This is a genomic window from Microbispora sp. NBC_01389 (assembly GCF_045040095.1).
GTDB lineage: Bacteria > Actinomycetota > Actinomycetes > Streptosporangiales > Streptosporangiaceae > Microbispora.
The window spans coordinates 3,098,400-3,118,585 of record NZ_CP109552.1 but is presented as its reverse complement, the minus strand read 5'-3'; the positions used below and the strand labels follow the sequence as shown (position 1 = coordinate 3,118,585).

Here is a 20,186-nt window from a genome sequence, read left to right as displayed (position 1 = left end):
GCAATGCGCCTACGAGACCGGGTCGCCATCGTGACCGGTGGCACGCGAGGGCTCGGCAGGGTGATCGCCGAGAGTTACCTCGCCGAGGGAGCGGCTGTGGTCTGCGCCGCCCGAAACCCCCATGACGTCGAAGAACTCGCCGGCACGCACCCCGGAAGAGTCCACTTCCAGAAGACCGACGTCACCTCCGAGGAGTCGGTGGCGGAGCTCATGGCCACGGCCACGGACGTCTTCGGAGGCCTGGACGTGCTGGTGAACAACGCGGGAATCAGCCGGGACGGCACCATCCGCAGAACCTCGGTCGCCGACTGGGAGGCGACGATCGCGACCAACCTCACCGGGGCCTTCCTGTGCACCAGGGCAGCCGTCCCGGTGTTGGAGGAACGAGGCGGCGGACGGATCATCAACGTCTCCTCCTGTGTGGCTCGGCGGGTCGCGGTGGGCACCGCGGCCTACAGCGCCAGCAAGGCGGCGGTGGAGATGTTCACCATCAGCGCCGCGGCCGAGCTCGCTCCCAGAGGAATCAGCGTGAACTGCCTGTCCCCCGGCTATTTCGACGAGGGTATGGGACGGCAGGTCGCCGCGGACGACCGTGTCTGGGCACGCTACGGACCCCGGCTGCTGGCCGGACGGCTCGGCCGTCCCGGGGAGCTGGGGGCGGTCGCGGTCTTCCTCGCCACCGAGGACGCCTCCTACGTCAACGGTCATGTGCTCGAGGTCAACGGCGGTCTGCTGTGGGCGGCGTGACGACCGGCGACGACGTCCTCGTGGTGGGCGCGGGCCCCGTCGGCCTCGTCGTGGCATGTGAGCTGCTCCAGCAGTCCATCCCCGTGCGGGTGATCGACCTCGGCCGCACCCTCACCGCCCAGTCACGGGCGAACGTGATCTGGCCTCGCAACCTGGAGCTGCTCGACCGGATCGGGGTGACCGGCCAGATCATCGCCGACGGTCACCGGCTGGCCGGCACGGCGTTCCATTCGTCGGGCCGCCGCATCGGCACGGCCTATCTCAGCCGAATGGCTGACGCGCCGTATCCGTTCGCCGTGATGATCTCCCAGAACGAGACCGAGCGGATCCTCCGGCGCCGCCTGGCCGACCTCGGGGGCACGGTGGAGGACGGCGTGTCCCTCACCGAACTGCGCCTCAGCGGCCCGTCGGGCCGCCCCGTCGCCCTGCTCGCCCACCCGGACGGCCGCGGTGAGGAGGCCGAACCGGGGTGGCTCGTCGGAGCCGACGGAGCACACAGCGCCGTACGAAAGCAACTGGGCATCGGATACGCGGGCCGGCCGGTCGACGTGACCTTCGCGATCGCGGACGCCGGGATGACGACGGCACTCGACGACGACCTGTCCCACTACTGCTGGTCGCCGCGCGGCGCCATGGCGGTGGGCCCCATGGGCCACGGCGTCTTCCGGCTGGCGGTGAACGTGCCGCACGGCCTGTACGACGACGCGCCGCCGCCCCCGGAGATGTTCCAGCGGATGGTCGACGAGCGAGCCGGTGGCGGACGGGTCGACGAACTGCTGTGGAGCGCCACCTTCCGGGTCAGGTGCCGGGTCGCCGAGACCTTCCGTTCCGGTCGTTGCTTCCTCGCGGGGGACGCCGCGCACATCGTCAGCCCGGCCGGTGGTCAGGGCATGAACACCGGCATCCAGGACGCGTGCAATCTCGCCTGGAAGCTCGCGGGTGTCATCGGAGGGCGTCTGCCGGAATCGATCCTGGACACCTACGACAGCGAGCGGCGCGACGTCTCCCACCAGGTGGCCCGCAACACCGCCATGCTGACCCGGGCGGGGATCATGACGACACCGCTCCGCACGGCCGTCCGCGACATGACGTTCCGCGTCGCGGACCGGATCGGCGTGCTCCAGCGCCGCGTCGCCCCGCAGCTCGGTCAGACCGACATCAGCTACGGGCGGCGCGCCCACCCCGGCCGGCCGGTACCCGTGGGCGCGCGGGTGCCCGTACTGATCTCGGCGTCCGACGAACCCACCTGGATCGAGGGATGGCCTGCCGTGTCGCGCGACCGATACACGCTGCTGGTGCGGGGGCGGTCCCGTCCCTCCCCGGCCTCGGCCGTCGCCGTACTCGATCTGGCCGGACGGCCGCTGCCTCCCGCTCTCGAACGCGCGCTCGGCACGCGGGACGAGGCCGTGCTGGTGCGGCCCGACGGTCATCTGGCCGCCCGCCTGCACCGGGACACCGGCGAAGCGCGGGAAGACCGATCCGGGCGAGCATGAAGGAGCGTTGTGACTCCCCTTGGCAAGGACCGCGAGACCGTGTCCGCGGCGTCCCGCACGGCGGTCGCGTTCTTCGACGCGGACGAGACCCTCGTCCGGATGAAGAGCCCGTTCGCTCTGCTCCGCCATCATCTCGGGCTTCGGGGTGACGACGGCACCGCGTACGAGCGCCTGGTCGAGCCGCTGCGCCGGCACGCCCGGCAGGGCGGAGCGCCCGCCGAGGTCAGCGCCATGTACTACCGGCTCCTGGCCGGTGTCCCGCTCGCCCAATTGATCGAGGAGGGGCGGGACTGGTACGCCACACTGTGCCGGACCGGCGTGCCGTACGTCGCGGCCACGCTTGAGGCGCTGCGGCGGCACCAGGAGGCGGGCCACGTCATCGCGGTGATCTCCGGCGCCTGGTGCGCGAGCCTGCGGCCCATCACCGACGACCTCGGTGTGGAGACGGTCCTGTGCACGGAGCCGGCCGTCGACGAGGCTGGGCGGCTCACCGGCGAGGTCGACCGGGTGATGTTCGGGCCCGCCAAGGCCGCGGCGGTGCATGAGGTGCTGGACAGGTTCGGGGCACGTGCGGAGGACTGCTTCGCCTACGCCGACGACCCGGGAGACCTGCCGATGCTGTCCCTGGTCGGCCGTCCCACCGTCATCGGCGGGCATCCGCGGATGGCTGAACTGGCCGCGCGGCACGGCTGGGGACGACTGCCGAACACGGTGGTCGACGGCGGCCGGCCCGTGCCCGTCTGAACCGTTCGGCCTCCACCCGAGGGCGTGAAGGCGCCGATGAAGGTCAGGGAAGTCTGTTCAAGGTCGTCACAGCACGTTCCAGAAAGGCCTCGAAGAGGCGCCGCTCCTCCTCTGTGAACGCCGCGCCCAGTGCCCGCTCCACGCGCAGGGCGGCCTCGTCGGCCTGATGGACGAGAGTCCGCCCGTGCGCCGTGAGCGTGTTCACCAGCACCTTCTGGTGCAGCGCCGACGAACGCCGCTCGATCAGGCCGGCCCGCTCCAGATTGGTCAGCACGGTCGCCATCGTCTGGGGCGTCACCATGCATTCCCGGGCCAGCTGGGCGGCCGACATGCCATCGGATGTGGACAGAAGCAGCAGGGTGGCGTACTGGGGCACGGTCAGGCCGAACTCGCGCAGCGCGTGGGTCTTCCGGCCGATGAGAGCCTGCTCGGCGCGCTTGATGACATGCCCCAGTCGCCCCGCGGCGGGCCCGGGTGTTCCCGACAGGGGACCGTCCGTCGTCCCCACGGCTCCGATATCGGTCATATCAGTAGTCTGACATCGAGAAACCCCGGTCAATCCCTCTTCGCCCCACGTGGTGCCGGCGGGAGCGCGCACGTCAGCCGCGCGGTGCAGGTGCGCCGGCCTTCCTCGTCGGTGAGCACGATCTCGTAGGTGGCCGTGGTGCTGCCGACGTGCAGCGGACGGCACACCCCGGTGACCCTGCCCTCGCGTGCCGGCCGGTGGTGCGTGCAGGAGAGTTCCAGGCCCGCGACGATCCGGTCGGCGCCCGCGTGCATCCACGCGGCGAGCGAGCCCAGGGTCTCGGCGAAGGCGGCGTTGGCGCCGCCGTGCATGATCCCGATCGGCTGACGATTGCCGTGTACAGGAATGGTGCCCACGACCAGGTCCGGCCGGCAGACGTCGATCTCGATGCCGAGCCGCTCCGCCAGTTGCTCGTCCGCGTACCGAGGAAGCACGGGCACCAGCCCGAGAGCCTTCGCCGTCATTGGTCCCCAATCACCGAACGAATATCGTACTCTGTCTTATATCAGTGCTTTGTCATTGGCGGAAGAACCGGGTAGAGGGGTTTCGTAATGCGCACCACCACCTTGGGTGGCTCCGGCATCGAGGTCGGCGTGATCGGGCTCGGCTGCATGGGCATGTCGTGGGGCTACGACATGCTCGGCCGGGACGACGCGACATCCATCGAGGTCATCCATCGCGCTGTCGACCTGGGTTGCACCCTGATCGACACCGCGGACCAGTACGGCCCCTTCACGAACGAGGAACTGGTCGGAAAGGCCCTGCGGGAGCGCCGGGGCGAGGTGGTGCTGGCGACCAAGGGCGGCCTCGTGGTGGATGATCCGCACACCTTCGCCAGCCACCGCGACGGGCGCCCGGAGCACATTCGCAACGCCCTGCACGGCAGCCTGCGCCGGCTGGGGACGGACCACGTGGACCTCTATCAACTCCACAGGGTCGACCCCGCCGTGCCGATCGAGGAGACCTGGGGGGCGATGGCGGAGCTCGTCGCCGAGGGCAAGGTCAGGTCGCTCGGCCTGTCCGAGGTCTCCGTCGAGCAGATCGAGCGTGCGCACGGCATCCACCCGGTGGCGAGCGTGCAGACCGAACTTTCGCTGTGGAGTCGTGAGCCGCTCGCCGACGGGGTGCTCGAACACTGCCGCGAGCGGGGGGTCACGTTCATCGCCTACTCACCGCTCGGCCGGGGCTTCCTCTCGGGACGGATCTCCGGACCCGGGGACCTGCCGGAGATCGACGGCCGGCACCGCACACCCCGGTTCCAGCCCGGGGCCATCGCGGCCAACCAGGCCGTCGTCGACCCGGCCCGTGCGCTCGCGGAGCGCTTCGGAGTCACCGTGCCGCAGGTCTCGCTTGCCTGGGTGCTGGCGCAGGGCACGCACGTGGTGGCCCTCCCGGGCACCAAAACTCTCCGCTACCTGGAGGAGAACACGGCCGCGGCGGACATCGTCCTTCCGGAGGACGCCCTCAAGGCGCTGGCCGACGTGCCCGCACCGGTCGGCACCCGCTACTGACCGGCGCGGAAGATCAAGGACCCCCTTCACATGCTCCTGCTCGACTTCTGCGCCGGTTCCTTCGAGACCAACGGCTACGTGGTCGCGGCCGGGCCGGGCCGCGGTTGTGTGATCATCGACCCCGGGCAGCGCTCGGTCGCCGCGCTGCACGGACTCGTGACCCGGCATCGCCTCGAACCGCAGGCGATCCTGCTCACCCACGGCCACATGGACCACACCTGGGATGTGCTGCCGCTGAGCGAGCGCTACGGCGTGCCGGTGTACGTCCATCCCGACGACCGGTTCATGGTCGCCGCGCCCGCCCGGGGGCTTCCGGAGAGCTTCCCCGGTGAACTGCTGGCCGGCCACCCCAACGCGGAGCCCTCGGACGTACGCCCGTGCGGAGCACCCGGCTCCGAGGTCGTCGAGGCGGCGGGCCTGACCATCCGGGCCCATCATGTCGCCGGGCACACTCCCGGTTCCGTGGCCTACTACGTCGAATCGGGTGAGCCCCTGCTCATCACCGGTGACGCGTTGTTCGCCGGATCACTCGGCCGAAGTGACGGGCCGGGCGGCGACGCCGGACGGCTCCGTGCCGGCCTCTCCCGGATCTGCCGCCCCCTGGACGACGCCACACGCCTGCTCCCGGGTCACGGAGGACCGAGCACTCTCGGCAGGGAAAGGGAGTTGCACGCCTTTCTCCGGTGAGCGCGCCGGTTTCCCTCCGGAGACCGGTTATCTGCGACTCATCCGGCCGGGGCAAGCGCGACCTGCCCCGGCCGCGCCCGCCCGCCGTCCCCGGCGAGCAGCGCCTCCAACCTCCCGGCGGTCACGGTGCCCGCCTGCGCGGTGTGCAGGACGAGCCGGACATCCGGGCGGTCGGGCATGTGCAGGGTGGAATGCTCGAAAGTCAGCAGTCCCACTGTGGGGTGGTCAATCGCCTTGACTCCCTGCGCGGGCACGGCCACCTCATGACGTGACCATATCTCGGCGAATTCCGGACTGGTTTCGCTGAGCATCGCGGCCAGCTTGTCGAAACCGGGATCGTCGGGAAAACGCGCCGCATCTCGACGAAACTCCGCCACAAGGCTGAGCGCGAGCTTCTCCCAGCTGCGAATACGGCCGCGATAGTGGTCGCTGGTGAAGAAGGACACCAGGCAGTTCCGGTCTTCCGGCGTGAATCCGAACACCAACTCGGCCGCGCGGTTCATCACCGACACGTTCCAGTAGCGATCCACCACATGTGCCGGGCTGGGCATCCAGTTGTCGACCAGCCGCCTGAGCCTGTCGGCGTCGGGGACCTCCCGCAGAGCGGTCTCCGCGACCTGCGTGCCCGCCAGGCGGTACAGATGCTCACGCTCAAGGGGAGACAGCCGCAATGCCCTACTCACCGCGTCGAGCACGCTCGGCGAGACGGTGATGTCCCGCCCCTGTTCCAACTGGATGTACCAGGAGGTCCCGACACCGGCCAGGACTGCGACCTCCTCGCGCCGCAGGCCCGGTGTACGCCGGCGTCCACCTCCGGCGAGACCGACCTCGCCCGGCGAAAGCCGCGCCCTCCTGCTGCGCAGGAATTCCTTCAGCTCCCGATGCCGCCGAGACCGTGACGCCATTCCGTACTGGGTGGTCTTCACAGTGCCAGGATAAACACCGGCTCCCTCCATCGGGAACCGCCCGCGATTCTTGAAGCCATGGTTAGTGATGTGGTGCAGACCGACGGCCCGGCCCGCTTCGATGCCAGACAGTGGATGATCCTCACGCTGCTCTGCGGCACGCAGTTCATGCTGGCCCTGGATTTCTCCATTCTGAGCGTCGCCCTGCCGAAGATCGGCGGAGACCTCGGATTCGAGGTCAAGGACCTGCAGTGGATCATCACGGCGTTCGCCCTTCCCTCGGGGGGATTCCTGCTGCTCTTCGGCCGCGCGGCGGACCTGTACGGACGGCGCCGCTGGTACATCGGTGGCATGGCGCTGTTCACCGTGTCCTCCCTGATCGGCGGACTGTCCACCTCCCCCGGCATGCTGCTCGGCGCCCGGGTGGGACAGGGCTTCGCCTCCGCCATGCTCACACCGGCCGCCATGTCGTTGCTCACGACCTCGTTCCCCGAGGGAAGGCAGCGGGATCGCGCCCTCGGTATCAACGGCACCCTGCTGTCGCTAGGTTTCCTGACCGGTGTCGTGCTCGGCGGCGTCATCACCGACCTGACCAACTGGCGGATCACCCTGTTCATCAACGTCCCGATCGGCGCGCTCGCCCTCCTGGCCGCACCGATCCTGATCAAGGAGAGCCGGAACCACGAGGCCCCCAAGCTTGATGTGGCGGGTGCCGTCACCGTCACCGGCGGCCTTCTCGCGATGATCTTCGGCATCGGTTCGGCCGAACGCAACGGCTGGGGGAGCCCGCTCACACTCATTCGATCGCGGCGGGCGTGGTGCTTCTCCTGCTCTTCCTCATGGTCGAGTCCCGCGTCTCCCAGCCCCTCATCAACCTGTCGGTGCTGCGCCGCCGTACGGTCAGCTGGGGCAACGTCACCGGCCTGGTGACCTTCTCGATGGTGACAGGCGCCGTGTTCCTCCTCACCCTCTACATGCAGCAGGTCAGGGGCATGTCGCCATTGCAGACCGGATTCACCTTCGCCTCGCTCGGCACCGCCGCCGTCCTGGGAGGCGCCTTCGCCGCCCGCATCGTCGGCAAACTCGGCGTGCACAGGACCCTCGTCCTCGGCCTAATTCTCCAGGGGCTCAGCACGGGAGGCCTGGTGGTCCTGCGGGCCGACAGCACCATGGCCCTGCTCCTGGCGGCCATGGCGATATGCGGTCTCGGCCACCTGCTGGCGGTGGTCGGCTACATGATCTTCGGAACTTCCGGACTGGCCGACGACGAGCAGGGCATGGCCACCGGCCTGACCTACACCGCGCAGCAGGTCGGCCTGACCTTGGGCACACCCGTCGTGGCGACGATCGCGGCGACGCAGATGGGCGCGGGCGGAGCGGCGTCGGCGGCCGAGGACATCCTGGGAGGCGTACGCCTGGGGCTGCTGGCGGACGCGGGCATCGTGGCCGCGGCCGTGCTGGTCGCCCTCGTCTTCCTGCGGCAGCGCCCGGCCATGTCCGGTGCGGCGGCTCAGGAGGCGGCGGCGCCCGCGGAGGCGACCTCGTGAGGGCCTCGCTCCGCGAACGCCGCCCGGCCTCCGCGGCTCTGGCGCTCGTCATGGTCCTCGGACTGCCGTCGATCACAGGCGCGTCCGCCGCCCCGGAAAGACGGGTGGTGCGCGACGCGGCTCCCGCCCCGGTGACGAGCGAGACCATCTCCGAAGGAGACACCTCGGCCCCCTTCACGATCAAGGTGAGGGATCGGAGGCACTTCCTCCACCGCAGGCTCACGGTTCAGCCGGGAGGAACCGGAGGATGGCACACCCATGCTGGTGAACAGGTCGCCATCATCCAGTCGGGGGAGCTGACCCGTTTCGACGCCAGGTGTGTTCCGCACGTCTACAGAGCGGGCGACGCGCTGGTGGAGCCCGCCGACCCCGGGGACGTGCATATCGGAATCAACCTCGGCAAAGAGCCACTGGTGCTCTATGTCGTCGACATGCTTCCGCGGGGCGCCCCCGTGGCGGTAGCGGCCACGAATCCCGGCTGCAGGAAGCTGCCCGGCTGACGTCCGGCTCGCTCAGGCGGTCCGGTCTCCAGCGCTCCGCGGAGCCGCTCGCCGAACTCGGCGGGGTGGGTGCTGAGCCCGGTGTGCCCGCCGGGGAAGTGGACGAGCGGCGTGCCGAACCGCTCGGCCAGGAAGGCGGCGGGGCGGTAGGGAAGCTCGCCGGCCGAGTCGGCCCCGGCGGCTAGCACCAGCCGGTCCGACAGTGCCCGCAGGCGGTCCACGTCCGGGGTGTAGGCCATGAAGCTCGGCACGATGCGCCCGAGGAAGTAGGGCATGTCCGCCATCGTCCGTTGCACCCGGGCCGCCGCCTCAGGGGGCAGCTCGGGCGGCAGCTCAGCGGCCTTCGGGGCGTCCGCGGAGGCGGAGGCGCCGGCGGGGGTGTCCGCGGGGTCGGCGGGCGCGACGGCGTGGGCGGGCGCGGCTGATGCGGCGGGGGTGTCCGCGGGGTCGGCGGGCGCGACGGCGTGGGCGGGCGCGGCTGATGCGGCGGGATCGACGGGGCCGGGCCGCCTCAGGCCGGCCGCGAACACCGCGGCGGCGGGCATCAGCCCCTCCCGGTGGAACGTGTCCCGCACACGGGCGAGCAACGCCCGGTGCTCGGCGGCGTCCGGCAGCACCTCCACCACCGGCGGCTCGTGCGCCACGACGCGTTCGATCCGCTCGGGATGGGTGGCCAGCAGGTGGAGCGCCACGATCGCGCCGGAACTGCAGCCGGCCACGCGGGCGGGCGCGTCCGGCGACAGCAGCTCCAGCAGCCGGAACGCGTCGTCGGCGTGCCGCTCGACCCGCTGCTCGGCCTCCGGGTCGTCGAGCGGGCTGCGGGACAGGCCGCGCGGGTCGTAGGACGCGACCGTGTAGCCGGTGGCCAGGTCGTCGGCGACGCCGTCGAAAGAGGCCGCGCCGCCCGTACCTCCGGGGATCAGCAGCAGGAGCGGACCCTCGCCGCGCACCTCGTAGTGCAGGGTGGCCCCGTCCACGCGCAGGTGGCCGATGGTCGGGCTGGTCATGCGGAGTCTCCTTGGTCGTGTCCGGGCCGGTGGTCAGGAGGGGGCCGGTGGTCAGGAGGGGGGCCAGTGCGTCAGAAGGGTGTGCAGGGCGTCAAGACCGCGGACCCAGGAGTCCTCCGCCGGGCGGCTGTGCGCGAACCCGCCCGCCGCCTCCAGGCTGGCGAAGCCGTGGAACGTGCTGCGCAGCAGCCGGACCGCGTCGGTCAGATCGGGTTCGTCCAGCGCGTAGGCCCGCAGCATGCTGTAGGTCAGCTCGACGGCGCGTAGCGGGCCGGAGGCCCGGGCCACGAGCTCCGGATCGATCTGGATCGGGATCTGCGTCGCCGTGTAGCGGCCCGGGTGGTCGCGGGCGTACTCCCGCCAGGCGTTCGCGTAGGCCACCAGGGCGTCCTTGCCGGCCCGCCCGGCGATCGCCTCCGCGATGCGGATCGTCTTCTCTTCCGCCGCCAGCAGCGCGATCCGGCCACGCAGGTCCTCCAGGCCGCGGACGTGCGCGTAGAGGCTGGCGTCCTTCACCCCGAGCCGTCGCGCGACGGCCGACATGGTCACGTGCTCCAGCCCGACCTCGTCCGCCAGTTCGGCGCCGATGAGCGTCACCCGGTCGGCCGTCAGCCCGGCCCGTGCCATGTGCACGCCACCCTTCTATATCTAGGTATTTACCTAATAGCCCTAGATCCTAGCTTGGACTCCAAGCTCAAGGGAAGCGGTTTCGGCCCGTCGAACCGGGGCCGGGCGTGATCCGTCATGGAGGCATGAGGACATCGATCCGTACGGCGGGCGTGCTCGCCGCTCTGCTCGTGACGGGAGCCGCGGGCTGCGCGGGCGGCCGTACAGCGCAGGACTCCCCGCCGTCTCCGGTGGACCTGACCGGGAAGGTGCGGCTCGTCTCGTACACGGACTGCGCGGAGATGACGGAGGGGCTGCGACGGGCCGCCGCGCGGAACGTGACGCCCTGGGGATTCGGCGACGCCATGCTCTTCGCGGCCCGCGAGGACGCGGGCGGGGCGAAGCAGGCGGCGCCCCAGCCGTTCTCCACCACCAACACGCACGAGGCGGGCGTGGACGAGCCCGACCTGGTCAAGACCGACGGCGATCGGGTGATCACGGTCACCGGGGGCGTGCTGCGCGTCGCGGACGCGCGGACCCGGCGGGTCACCGGGACGCTTCGGCTCGTCGCCCGCGACCAGTGGTGGGCCGAGGCCGATCTGCTGGTCGACGGTGACCGCGCGCTCGTGCTGTTCCAGGGCGGCGGGATCATCCCGTTCGGGGCGATGGCCAAGACCCGGGTCGGGCCGGACGGCCCGAGGTACGTGCTCGTGGACCTCTCCGGCGAGCCGCGCGTCCTCGGCGCGATGACCGTGCACGGGCAGCACGTCGACGCCCGGCAGTCCGGCTCCACGGTGCGGCTCGTCGTCCGGTCCCAGCCGGACGTCACCTTCCCGACACCGAAGGAGGGCGCGTCGGAGGGGGAGATGCTCGCTGCCAACCGGCGGGCCGTGCTGGCCACTCCCGCCGACGCGTGGCTGCCGTCGTACGCGATCGAGAGCGGCGACGGTGCCGGCGGCGCGGGCCGCACCGAGCGGGTCGGGTGCGACCAGGTCAGCCACCCCGACAGTTTCACGGGCACCTCGATGCTGACCGTCCACACGATCGACCTGGCCGCCGCCGCGCCGTTCGGCTCGGCGTCACCGATCGCGGTCGCGGCCGACGGCGACACCGTGTACGGGACGGCGGGCAGCCTCTACGTCACCAGCAATCCGCGGTGGTGGACGGCCCGCCCGGTCGACGTGGTTCCGGTCCCGGAAACCTCCGGGCCGGAAACGTCGGGGCCCGCGCCCACGCCGACGGCGCCGCCCGAGCGCACGGAGGTGCACCGCTTCGACGTCTCCGGGCCCGGCGCCCCGCGCTACGTCACCTCGGGAACGGTGCCGGGACGGCTGCTGAACCAGTACTCCCTGTCGGAGTACGACGGCCATCTGCGAGTGGCGACGACCAGCGGCGCCGAGGTGTTCGGACGCGCGAGCGAGGCCCCTAGCGAGAGCGGCGTGTACGTGCTCGACGCCGGCACCCTCACCCCGACCGGCTCGGTGACGGGGCTGGGCAGGGGCGAGCGGATCTACTCGGTGCGGTTCACCGGCGGCCTCGGCTACGTGGTGACCTTCCGCCAGACCGATCCCCTGTACGCGCTGGACCTGCGCGATCCGGCCGCGCCGAAGGTGACCGGCGAGCTGAAGATCACCGGTTTCTCCGCCTATCTCCACCCGGCGGGCGAGGGACGGCTCATCGGCATCGGCCAGGAGGCGAGCGGGGCGGGCCGGGCGCTCGGCACCCAGATCTCGCTGTTCGACGTCACCGACCCGGCCGCGCCCGCCGTACTGTCGCGGTTCCACCGGAAGGACTCCGGCTCGGAGGCCGAGTGGGACCCGCACGCCTTCCTCTACTGGCCCGCCACCGGGCTGGCCGTGCTCCCGCTGCAGAGCTGGGCCGGCGGCGAGGTCACGGAGAGCGCCGCCCTCGCATTGCGGGTCGGCGACCGGGAGATCACCAGGCTGGGCGTCGTGGCCCACCCGAAGCCCGCCGCGAAGAAGGGCTTCGCTCCCGACAGCCAGGGCATCCGTCGTTCCCTCGTCATCGGCGGCGATCTGTGGACCCTCTCCGGCGCCGGTCTCAAGGTCAGCGACGCCGCCACCCTGGCCGACCGGGCGTGGATCCCCTTCGCCTGAGAACGCACCCGTCACTGAAATACAGTTAAGCGAACCGTATTTCAGTGGCGAGGTGATCGCTCGTGGTAGCCAAACCGGGACACATCTTCGATCGGGACTGGGAGTGGGAGGCACTGACCTCCTTCGCGACCGGCACCCAGGCAGAGGTGGCCTTCGGCGTCGTCAGCGGCCGCCGCAGGCAGGGAAAGACCTTCCTGCTCAGGAACCTGGCCGAGGCTCTCGGCGGTTTCTACTTCGAGGCGACGGAGGGCACGGAGATCGAGCTGCTCCGCCTGTTCGGCATGGCCTTGGCCAGACACACCGGCTCCCCGGTGGGTTACCCGTTCGCGGACTGGCGCGACGCGCTCACCTTCTTCTTCTCGCTGGCCGAAGACGGCCCGATACCACTGATCATCGACACCTTCCCGTACCTGATGAAGGCCAACCCGGCTCTGCCGTCCCTGCTCAAGCAGGAGATCGACCTGCGCGGCCGCACGCACGGAGGCACGAGCAACGCACGGGTGCTGATCTGCGGCTCCGCGCTCTCGGTCATGGGCAAGATCCTCTCCGGACAGGCGCCGCTGCGGGGCCGGGCCCGCCTGGAGCTCGTGATCCAGTCGCTGCCGTACCGGGACGCCGCCGCGTTCTGGGGCGTGCCGGACGACCCGCGCCTGGCGGCGATGCTGCACTCGGTCGTCGGCGGCACCCCGGCCTACCGGGACGAGTTCGTGCAGGGCGACCGGCCGGAGTCGGTCGAGGACTTCGACCGATGGGTGGTCCATACGGTCCTCGACCGGAGGACGTCGATCTTCCGGGAAGGCCGCTACCTGCTGGCGGAAGAGCCCGACATCCGCGACCCCGCCCTCTACCATTCCGTTCTCTCCGCGGTCGCGGCGGGGAACAACACCTGGGGCGGCATCGCCGGCCACATCGGGTACAGGTCCTCCGACATCGCCCACCCGCTCAACGTCCTGGAGGACTGCGGGCTGCTGGTCAGGGAGAAGGACGCCTTCCGGTCGGGACGGACGCGGTACCGCATCGCCGAGCCGCTCATCACCTTCTACCAGGCGATCATGCGTCCGGAGTGGTCGGACCTCGGCCTCGGCCTCGCCGAGGAGGTCTGGCGGCGTTCCCGTCAGCGTTTTCTGTCGAAGGTGATGGGGCCGCACTTCGAGACGCTCTGCCGGGAGTACGCGTTGCGCCACGGCCGGGAGCACTTCGGCGAGGGCGGCATCGGCGAGGTCGCGGCCGGCACGGTGGCCGACCCCGTGGCCAGGACCCAGATCGACGTGGATGTGGCCGTCCTCGGCCCCGCATATCCCGGCGAACCCCGGGCCGTCCGATCCCTGGGCGAGGCCAAGTGGGACAAGCTCATGAGCGTGCGCCATCTGGAGCGCCTTCGCCGGGCCCGCGACCTGCTGTCGGCGAAGGGCTACGAGACCTCCGGAACCGTGCTGGCCTGCTACAGCGGCGCCGGCTTCGACGACGACCTGCGGGCCGAGGCCGCGCGGGACCCCGCCGCCCTGCTCGTGGACCTGCCCGCGCTGTACGGGCGCGCCTGATCGGCGAGGCCCGGGCACGCGTCAGCGCCACCGGCCGGGGCGTGGACCCATTCGGCTGAGAGGGGTCAGCCCGCGTTCCAGGGCGCCTTGGCGAGATCACGCGGAGGCGCGACGGGCACGATCTCCGGCGCGCCGAGGCGGATCGCGTCGGCCTCCTGGTCGGTGTCCTGCTCCTGGGAGGCCCGCTCCGCCTCGACCCGCTTGGTGTAGTACTCGACCTCCCGCTTGACCTGGTCGGCGTCCCAGCCGAGGGGGCCGGCCATGAGTTCGGCGGCCTCCTGGGCGACCGCGGTCCCCCGATGGAAGGTCTCGATCGAGATGCGGGTGCGCCGGGTCAGCGCGTCGTTGAGGTGCCCCGCGCCCTCGTGCGTCGCGGCGTACACGATCTCCGCGCGCAGGTAGTCGTCCGCGCCGTCGAGCGGCCGGCCGAGCGAGGGGTCCTTCTCGACGAGCGCCAGCACCTCGTCGATCAGCGAGCCGTACCGCTCCAGCAGGTGCTCGATCCGGGCCACGTGCAGCCCCGAGGACCGCGCCAGGCGGTGGCGGGAGTTCCACAGGGCCTGGTAGCCCTCCGCCCCGACGAGCGGCACCTGGTCGGTGCACGACGGCGGGACGCGCTGGTCGAGCCCGTGCGCGACCGCGTCCACGGCGTCGGCCGCCATGACGCGGTACGTCGTGAACTTGCCGCCCGCCACCATGACGAGCCCGGCCACGGGGTGGGTGACGACGTGCTCGCGCGAGAGCTTGCTGGTCTCCTCGGACTCCCCCGCCAGCAGCGGGCGCAGCCCGGCGTACACGCCCTCGACGTCGTCCCTGGTCAGCGGCACGGAAAGGACCGAGTTGACCCGGTCGAGCAGATAGTCGATGTCCGCCCGGGAGGCCGCCGGATGGGCCTTGTCGAGCGTCCAGCGGGTGTCGGTGGTCCCGAGGATCCAGTGCCGGCCCCACGGGATGACGAACAGCACGGACTTCTCCGTACGCATGATCAGCCCGCTGAGCGAGTGGATGCGGTCGCGCGGCACCACGAGGTGGATGCCCTTGGACGCCCGCACGTGGATCTGCCCCCGGCCGCCGACGAGCTGCTGGATGTCGTCGGTCCAGACGCCGGTGGCGTTGACGACCTGGCGGGCGCGCACGTCGAACTCCGCGCCCGTCTCCAGGTCGCACACGCGCACCCCGGTGACCCGCTCCCCCTCGCGCAGGAACCCCACGGCCTGCACCCGCGAGGCCACGTGCGCGCCGTACGTCGCGGCGGTGCGCAGGGTCGTCATCACGAAGCGGGCGTCGTCGACCTGGGCGTCCCAGTACTGCACGGCCCCGGTGAACGCCGACCTGCGCAGCGAGGGGGCGACCCGCAGCGCCTGGCGCCGGGTCAGGTGACGGTGCCCCGGCACCCCCCGGTTGAGGCCGAAGGAGAGCCCGAGCGTGTCGTAGAGGACGAGCCCCGCCCCGATGTACGGCCGCTCCCAGCCCTGGTGCGTGAGCGGGAACAGGAACGGCACCGGCTTGACCAGGTGCGGCGCGATCCGCTTCAGCAGCAGGGAGCGTTCCCTCAGTGCCTCTCTGACCAGGTCGAAGTTGAGCTGCTCCAGATAGCGCAGCCCGCCGTGGATCAGTTTGGAGGACCGCGACGACGTGCCGGAGGCGAAGTCGCGCGCCTCCACCACGCCCACCGAGAGCCCGCGGGTCGCGGCGTCGAGCGCCACGCCCGCGCCGACCACCCCGCCGCCGATCACGACCACGTCGAGCTCCTGCGCCGCCATCCGCGCCAGAGCGGTGGTCCGTTCCTCCGGGCCCAGCCGCGCCGTCCCCATCCTCGCCGTCATAGGTTTCCTCTGTACGCCCTTCGCCTCTGCCGTGGTAAATCTACCCGCCGGTAGGTACCCCAGAATCCCCCTATGTCCCCCCCTTTCTAAATGATCTACGGAGAAGTCGGGGGATGATCCTCCGGCGGCGGATCTCGCGGCGGCGTGGACACCCCGCGCGGCGGGCGCGGGCCGTACGCGGAAGGATGGGCGGCATGAGCGCGACTCTCTCCGGTGCCCGCATCGTCACTCCCGACGGCGTCCACGACGGCTGGCTCACCATCGAGGACGGCAGGATCACCCACATCGGGCGCGGGCAGGCGCCTCGCGACGGGCACGACCTGGGCGGGCGCACGGTCGTCCCCGGTTTCGTGGACATCCACTCGCACGGGGGCGCGGGCGGGAGTTTCCCGGACGGCGACCCGGAGACCGCCGCCGAGGTCGCCGCCTTCCATCTGGGGCGCGGCTCGACCACCCTCGTGGCCAGTCTGGTCACCGCGGCGCCGGGCACCCTCGCGCGGGCCGCGTCGGTGCTCGCCGACCTGTGCGAGCAGGGTCTCGTCGCCGGCGTCCACTTCGAAGGGCCGTACATCGCGAGGTCGCGCTGCGGCGCGCACGAACCCACGCTGCTGCGCGCGCCCGACGTGGCGGAGTTCCGCGCGCTGGTGAAGGCCGGGCGGGGCCATGTCCGGATGCTGACGATCGCGCCCGAACTGCCGGACGCGCTCGACGTGGTGAGAGAGGCCGCCGCCGAGGGGGTCGTCGCCGCCCTGGGGCACAGCGACGCGACCTACGAGCAGACGCTCGACGGCATCGAGGCCGGCGCGACCGTGGCGACCCACCTCTACAACGCGCTGCCGCCGCTCGGCCACCGCGCGCCGGGGCCGGTCGCGGCGCTGCTGCAGGACGAGCGGGTGACCGTGGAACTGATCAACGACGGGGTCCACGTGCACCCGGCCATGCTGCGCCTGGCCATGGACGCCGCGGGCGCGGACCGCACGGCGCTGATCACCGACGCGATGGCGGCGGCGGGCATGGGCGACGGGCGCTATCCGCTCGGCCCGATGACCGTCGACGTGAAGGACGGCGTGGCCCGCCTCGCCGAGGGAGGCGCGATCGCCGGCAGCACGCTCACCATGGACGCGGCGTTCCGCCGTACGGTGCGGGAGGTCGGGCGCTCACTCGTGGACGCCGCCAGGATGGCCTCCCTCACCCCCGCCCGGGTCCTCGGTCTGGACGGCGAGACCGGCTCGATCACGCTCGGCAGGTACGCCGACCTCGTCGTGCTCGACGAGGACCTGGGCGTCGCGGGCGTGATGAAGCGCGGCGCCTGGGTCCGCCGCCCCTGACGCGCTCACTCCTGCCCGCGCCTGCCCCTGATCAAAGCGCCGTCCCTGATCTGAAGCGCCGTCCCTGATCTGAAGCGCCGTCCCTGATCTGAAGCGCCGCCCCTGATCGAGTCGCCGACAAGCCGGGAGCCGGGCCCTGCGGCCCGGCTCTCCTGGCGACGGATCAGCGCTGCGGCGGGGCGACGACGACCTCGACGCGCTGGAACTCCTTGAGGTCGGAGTAACCGGCCGTGGCCATCGTGCGGCGCAGCGCGCCGAGCAGGTTCATCGAGCCGTCGGACAGCGACGACGGGCCGTGCAGAATCTCCCGCAGCGTGCCGATCGTGCCGAACTCGACCCGCTTGCCGCGCGGAAGCTCGGGGTGGTGGGCCTCCGAACCCCAGTGGAAGCCGCGGCCGGGGGCCTCACTGGCCCGGGCGAGCGGGGAGCCCACCATCACGGCGTCGGCGCCGCAGGCGATGGCCTTGGCGATGTCGCCGGAGCCGCCCATGCTGCCGTCGGCGACGACGTGGACGTACCGGCCGCCCGACTCGTCCATGTAGTCGCGGCGGGCCGCCGCGACGTCGGAGATCGCGGTCGCCATCGGCACGACCACGCCGAGCACGTTGCGGGTGGTGTGCGAGGCGCCGCCGCCGAAGCCGACCAGCACGCCCGCCGCGCCGGTCCGCATGAGGTGCAGCGCGGCCGTGTACGTCGCGCAGCCGCCCACGATCACCGGGACGTCGAGTTCGTAGATGAACTGCTTGAGGTTGAGCGGCTCGGCCCGGCCCGACACGTGCTCGGCGGAGACGGTCGTGCCGCGGATGACGAAGATGTCCACGCCCGCGTCGATGACGGCCTTGTGGTGCTGCACCGTCCGCTGGGGCGACAGCCGTACGGCGGTCGTGACGCCACCGGCGCGGATCTCCTCGATCCGGCGGCCGATGAGCTCGTCCTTGATGGGCGCGGTGTAGATCTCCTGCAGCCGCCTGGTCGCGGCCGGCGGGTCGAGGGTGGCGACCTCCTCCAGCAGCGGCGCCGGGTCCTCGTAGCGGGTCCAGAGCCCTTCCAGGTCGAGCACGCCGAGGCCGCCCAGGCGGCCGATCTCGATCGCCGTCGCGGGCGACACGACGCTGTCCATCGGGCTCGCCACGAGCGGAGAGTCGAAGCGGTAGGCGTCGATCTGCCAGGAGATCGACACCTCCTCCGGGTCGCGGGTGCGCCGGGAGGGCACGATGCCGATCTCGTCCAGCGCGTAGGCCCGCCGTCCGCTCTTGCCGCGCCCGATCTCCTGAGTCATATCGCCTTTTCTTTCTGTTTCTTCCGCTACCGGGCTATCGCCGGTGGTAGTTCGGGGCCTCGACCGTCATCTGGATGTCATGCGGGTGGCTCTCCTTGAGCCCGGCCATCGTGATCGGCATGAGCTGCGCCTTCTCGTGCAGCTCCTCGATCGTCCGGGAGCCGGTGTACCACATGCCCTGCCGGAGGCCGCCGACGAGCTGGTGGGCCACCGCCGCGGCCGGGCCGCGGTAGGGCACCTGGCCCTCGATGCCCTCGGGGATGTACTTGTCCTCCCCGGACACGTCGGCCTGCGCGTACCGGTCCTTGCTGAACGACGCGCCGCCGCGCTCGCGGTTGCGCACCGCGCCGAGCGAGCCCATGCCGCGGTACGACTTGAACTGCTTGCCGTTGATGAAGATCAGCTCGCCGGGCGACTCCTCGCAGCCGGCGAGCAGCGAGCCCAGCATGACCGTGTCGGCCCCGGCGGCCAGCGCCTTGGCGATGTCGCCCGAGTACTGCAGGCCGCCGTCGCCGATCACCGGGATGCCGGCCGGGCCGCAGGCCAGCGCCGCCTCGTAGATCGCGGTGAGCTGGGGCGCGCCCACGCCCGCGACGACCCGGGTGGTGCAGATCGAGCCGGGGCCCACGCCCACCTTGACGGCGTCGGCGCCCGCGTCGACCAGCGCCTGCGCCCCCGCCCGGGTGGCCACGTTGCCGCCGATGACGTCGACCCGCCCGTTGTTGGCCTTGACCTTGGCGATCATGTCGCACACGCCGTGCGAGTGCCCGTGCGCCGTGTCGACGATGATGACGTCGGCGCCCGCGTCGATGAGGGCCATCGCGCGCTCCTCGGCGTCGCCGGCCACGCCCACCGCGGCGCCGACCATCAGGCGGCCGTCGGCGTCCTTCGTGGCGAGCGGGTACTGCTCGCTCTTGGTGAAGTCCTTGACCGTGATCAGGCCCTGGAGGCGGCCGGCCTCGTCCACGAGCGGGAGCTTCTCGACCTTGTTCTGCCGCAGCAGCCGGAAGGCCTCCTCGCGGTCGACGCCCACCGGGGCCGTCACCAGCGGCATCGGGGTCATGACGTCGCGCACGGCCTTGCCCTGGTCGCTCTCGAAGCGCATGTCGCGGTTGGTGACGATGCCCACGAGCACGCCGTCGGCGTCCGTGACCGGGACGCCGGAGATCCGGTAGGTCGCGCACAGCCGCTCGACGTCGGCGAGGGTGTCCTCGGGGGAGCAGGTGACGGGGTTGGTCACCATCCCCGCCTCCGAACGCTTGACCAGGTCGACCTGCTGCGCCTGCTCCTCGATGGAGAGGTTGCGGTGCAGTATGCCGATGCCGCCCTGCCGCGCCATCGCGACCGCCATGCGCGCCTCGGTGACCGTGTCCATCGCGGCCGAGACCAGCGGGATGCGCAGCGTGACGTTCCGGGACAGCCGGGTCGTCGTGTCGGCCTCGCCCGGCTGCAGGTCCGAATAGGCGGGAACGAGGAGCACGTCGTCGAACGTGAGTCCCGGTTCGGTGAACTTGGCCATCTGACTGCACCCTCCTCCTGGATCCCTCGCCAGACCCGAGGTCAGTCTAGTGGCCGCCCGAAACCGCACCGGGCATACCTGTCAAGGGGGACGGCAGAAAAAGTGGGGGGACCGGATTCCGGTCCCCCCACTCGGGGTGCGTCCCGCCCACCGCCTCGTCGAGCCCCCCTCCGCGCCCGGCCGAGGCGGCGTTCCGGCTAACGCTGCGTCAAGAATGCGTCACGCAGCGTCCACGCGCAATGTCGCAAGCTGCAACTGCACAAAGATGCATTCCCCGCCAATTCGAAGATCCACCCAGAACAA

19 protein-coding genes are annotated in these 20,186 nt (G+C 71.4%); 11 read left to right on the top strand and 8 right to left on the bottom strand.

Going from position 1 to position 20,186, the window contains the following annotated elements; translation table 11 throughout:
- Positions 1-3 precede the first annotated feature (3 nt).
- The 3 genes from OG344_RS14280 to OG344_RS14270 are packed head-to-tail and all read left to right on the top strand — an operon-like array spanning position 4 to position 2,984.
- Positions 4-747, top strand: a complete 744-nt coding sequence (locus OG344_RS14280) for an SDR family NAD(P)-dependent oxidoreductase (RefSeq protein WP_405088620.1) — start codon at positions 4-6, stop codon at positions 745-747.
- Positions 744-2,240 carry an FAD-dependent monooxygenase gene (locus OG344_RS14275; protein WP_405088619.1) on the top strand — a complete coding sequence of 499 codons (1,497 nt, stop codon included), beginning with the start codon at positions 744-746 and terminating at the stop codon, positions 2,238-2,240. The genes OG344_RS14280 and OG344_RS14275 overlap by 4 nt, the downstream gene beginning before the upstream one ends.
- Positions 2,241-2,249: 9 nt before the next feature.
- Entirely contained in the window at positions 2,250-2,984 is a 735-nt protein-coding gene (locus OG344_RS14270) for an HAD family hydrolase (RefSeq protein WP_405088618.1), read from the top strand.
- A 43-nt stretch (positions 2,985-3,027) separates the two neighbouring features.
- Here the strand turns inward: OG344_RS14270 and OG344_RS14265 are convergent, their stop codons facing one another.
- Together OG344_RS14265 and OG344_RS14260 are read right to left on the bottom strand one after the other, a co-directional pair.
- A complete protein-coding gene (locus OG344_RS14265; protein WP_405088617.1) occupies positions 3,028-3,510 on the bottom strand; it encodes a MarR family winged helix-turn-helix transcriptional regulator in 483 nt (160 codons plus the stop codon).
- A gap of 29 nt (positions 3,511-3,539) precedes the next feature.
- A complete protein-coding gene (locus tag OG344_RS14260; protein WP_405088616.1) occupies positions 3,540-3,974 on the bottom strand; it encodes a hotdog fold thioesterase in 435 nt (144 codons plus the stop codon).
- An 87-nt stretch (positions 3,975-4,061) separates the two neighbouring features.
- Between OG344_RS14260 and OG344_RS14255 the strand changes: the two genes are divergently transcribed.
- Together OG344_RS14255 and OG344_RS14250 are read left to right on the top strand one after the other, a co-directional pair.
- Positions 4,062-5,021 (top strand): aldo/keto reductase, encoded by a 960-nt coding sequence (locus OG344_RS14255; protein WP_405088615.1) that lies wholly within the window; start codon positions 4,062-4,064, stop codon positions 5,019-5,021.
- A 30-nt stretch (positions 5,022-5,051) separates the two neighbouring features.
- Positions 5,052-5,708 (top strand): MBL fold metallo-hydrolase, encoded by a 657-nt coding sequence (locus OG344_RS14250; protein ID WP_405088614.1) that lies wholly within the window; start codon positions 5,052-5,054, stop codon positions 5,706-5,708.
- Between the two features lie 38 nt (positions 5,709-5,746).
- Here OG344_RS14250 and OG344_RS14245 read toward each other — a convergent pair whose 3' ends face one another.
- On the bottom strand, positions 5,747-6,634 hold the full coding sequence (locus OG344_RS14245) for a helix-turn-helix transcriptional regulator (RefSeq protein WP_405088613.1): 888 nt from the start codon (positions 6,632-6,634) through the stop codon (positions 5,747-5,749).
- A 57-nt stretch (positions 6,635-6,691) separates the two neighbouring features.
- Here OG344_RS14245 and OG344_RS14240 point away from each other — a divergent pair, with 57 nt between their 5' ends.
- From OG344_RS14240 to OG344_RS14230, 3 genes are read left to right on the top strand one after another with little or no spacing between them, the layout of a single operon-like run.
- Positions 6,692-7,543, top strand: a complete 852-nt coding sequence (locus tag OG344_RS14240) for an MFS transporter (protein ID WP_405088612.1) — start codon at positions 6,692-6,694, stop codon at positions 7,541-7,543.
- Positions 7,453-8,160 carry an MFS transporter gene (locus tag OG344_RS14235; protein ID WP_405088611.1) on the top strand — a complete coding sequence of 236 codons (708 nt, stop codon included), beginning with the start codon at positions 7,453-7,455 and terminating at the stop codon, positions 8,158-8,160. Before OG344_RS14240 ends, OG344_RS14235 begins: the two co-directional genes overlap by 91 nt.
- Positions 8,157-8,660 (top strand): cupin domain-containing protein, encoded by a 504-nt coding sequence (locus tag OG344_RS14230; RefSeq protein WP_405088610.1) that lies wholly within the window; start codon positions 8,157-8,159, stop codon positions 8,658-8,660. Before OG344_RS14235 ends, OG344_RS14230 begins: the two co-directional genes overlap by 4 nt.
- On the opposite strand, the gene OG344_RS14225 is transcribed toward OG344_RS14230, so the two are convergent.
- Both OG344_RS14225 and OG344_RS14220 read right to left on the bottom strand, forming a co-directional pair.
- Positions 8,579-9,667, bottom strand: a complete 1,089-nt coding sequence (locus OG344_RS14225) for an alpha/beta fold hydrolase (protein ID WP_405088609.1) — start codon at positions 9,665-9,667, stop codon at positions 8,579-8,581. The two genes, OG344_RS14230 and OG344_RS14225, sit on opposite strands and share 82 nt — an antisense overlap.
- Before the next feature lie 51 nt (positions 9,668-9,718).
- Positions 9,719-10,294: a TetR/AcrR family transcriptional regulator gene (locus tag OG344_RS14220; RefSeq protein WP_405089089.1), complete on the bottom strand. Its 576-nt coding sequence runs from the start codon at positions 10,292-10,294 to the stop codon at positions 9,719-9,721.
- Between the two features lie 125 nt (positions 10,295-10,419).
- On the opposite strand from OG344_RS14220, the gene OG344_RS14215 reads away from it, so the two are divergent.
- Both OG344_RS14215 and OG344_RS14210 read left to right on the top strand, forming a co-directional pair.
- Positions 10,420-12,390 carry a beta-propeller domain-containing protein gene (locus OG344_RS14215; protein ID WP_405088608.1) on the top strand — a complete coding sequence of 657 codons (1,971 nt, stop codon included), beginning with the start codon at positions 10,420-10,422 and terminating at the stop codon, positions 12,388-12,390.
- Positions 12,391-12,452: 62 nt separating this feature from the next.
- Positions 12,453-13,931: an ATP-binding protein gene (locus OG344_RS14210; protein ID WP_405088607.1), complete on the top strand. Its 1,479-nt coding sequence runs from the start codon at positions 12,453-12,455 to the stop codon at positions 13,929-13,931.
- Between the two features lie 65 nt (positions 13,932-13,996).
- On the opposite strand, the gene OG344_RS14205 is transcribed toward OG344_RS14210, so the two are convergent.
- On the bottom strand, positions 13,997-15,757 hold the full coding sequence (locus tag OG344_RS14205) for a glycerol-3-phosphate dehydrogenase/oxidase (protein WP_405088606.1): 1,761 nt from the start codon (positions 15,755-15,757) through the stop codon (positions 13,997-13,999).
- 185 nt (positions 15,758-15,942) lie between these two features.
- Between OG344_RS14205 and nagA the strand changes: the two genes are divergently transcribed.
- Positions 15,943-17,085 carry an N-acetylglucosamine-6-phosphate deacetylase gene (gene nagA, locus OG344_RS14200; RefSeq protein WP_405089088.1) on the top strand — a complete coding sequence of 381 codons (1,143 nt, stop codon included), beginning with the start codon at positions 15,943-15,945 and terminating at the stop codon, positions 17,083-17,085.
- A gap of 163 nt (positions 17,086-17,248) precedes the next feature.
- Here the strand turns inward: nagA and OG344_RS14195 are convergent, their stop codons facing one another.
- Together OG344_RS14195 and guaB are read right to left on the bottom strand one after the other, a co-directional pair.
- Positions 17,249-18,364, bottom strand: a complete 1,116-nt coding sequence (locus tag OG344_RS14195; RefSeq protein WP_405088605.1) for a GuaB3 family IMP dehydrogenase-related protein — start codon at positions 18,362-18,364, stop codon at positions 17,249-17,251.
- 34 nt (positions 18,365-18,398) lie between these two features.
- Positions 18,399-19,883, bottom strand: a complete 1,485-nt coding sequence (gene guaB, locus OG344_RS14190; RefSeq protein WP_405088604.1) for an IMP dehydrogenase — start codon at positions 19,881-19,883, stop codon at positions 18,399-18,401.
- Positions 19,884-20,186: the final 303 nt, after the last annotated feature.

What these genes read in the sequence shown, in the direction of transcription:
- OG344_RS14255 (WP_405088615.1), top strand. Translation starts at nt 4,062, where the DNA reads ATGCGCACCACCACCTTGGGTGGCTCCGGCATCGAGGTCGGCGTGATC.
- nagA (WP_405089088.1), top strand. Translation starts at nt 15,943, where the DNA reads ATGGGCGGCATGAGCGCGACTCTCTCCGGTGCCCGCATCGTCACTCCC.
- OG344_RS14265 (WP_405088617.1), bottom strand. Translation starts at nt 3,510, where the DNA reads ATGACCGATATCGGAGCCGTGGGGACGACGGACGGTCCCCTGTCGGGA.
- OG344_RS14280 (WP_405088620.1), top strand. Translation starts at nt 4, where the DNA reads ATGCGCCTACGAGACCGGGTCGCCATCGTGACCGGTGGCACGCGAGGG.
- OG344_RS14215 (WP_405088608.1), top strand. Translation starts at nt 10,420, where the DNA reads ATGAGGACATCGATCCGTACGGCGGGCGTGCTCGCCGCTCTGCTCGTG.
- OG344_RS14235 (WP_405088611.1), top strand. Translation starts at nt 7,453, where the DNA reads ATGGTCGAGTCCCGCGTCTCCCAGCCCCTCATCAACCTGTCGGTGCTG.
- OG344_RS14225 (WP_405088609.1), bottom strand. Translation starts at nt 9,667, where the DNA reads ATGACCAGCCCGACCATCGGCCACCTGCGCGTGGACGGGGCCACCCTG.
- OG344_RS14195 (WP_405088605.1), bottom strand. Translation starts at nt 18,364, where the DNA reads ATGACTCAGGAGATCGGGCGCGGCAAGAGCGGACGGCGGGCCTACGCG.
- OG344_RS14240 (WP_405088612.1), top strand. Translation starts at nt 6,692, where the DNA reads ATGGTTAGTGATGTGGTGCAGACCGACGGCCCGGCCCGCTTCGATGCC.
- OG344_RS14250 (WP_405088614.1), top strand. Translation starts at nt 5,052, where the DNA reads ATGCTCCTGCTCGACTTCTGCGCCGGTTCCTTCGAGACCAACGGCTAC.
- OG344_RS14260 (WP_405088616.1), bottom strand. Translation starts at nt 3,974, where the DNA reads ATGACGGCGAAGGCTCTCGGGCTGGTGCCCGTGCTTCCTCGGTACGCG.
- OG344_RS14220 (WP_405089089.1), bottom strand. Translation starts at nt 10,294, where the DNA reads ATGGCACGGGCCGGGCTGACGGCCGACCGGGTGACGCTCATCGGCGCC.
- guaB (WP_405088604.1), bottom strand. Translation starts at nt 19,883, where the DNA reads ATGGCCAAGTTCACCGAACCGGGACTCACGTTCGACGACGTGCTCCTC.
- OG344_RS14205 (WP_405088606.1), bottom strand. Translation starts at nt 15,757, where the DNA reads ATGACGGCGAGGATGGGGACGGCGCGGCTGGGCCCGGAGGAACGGACC.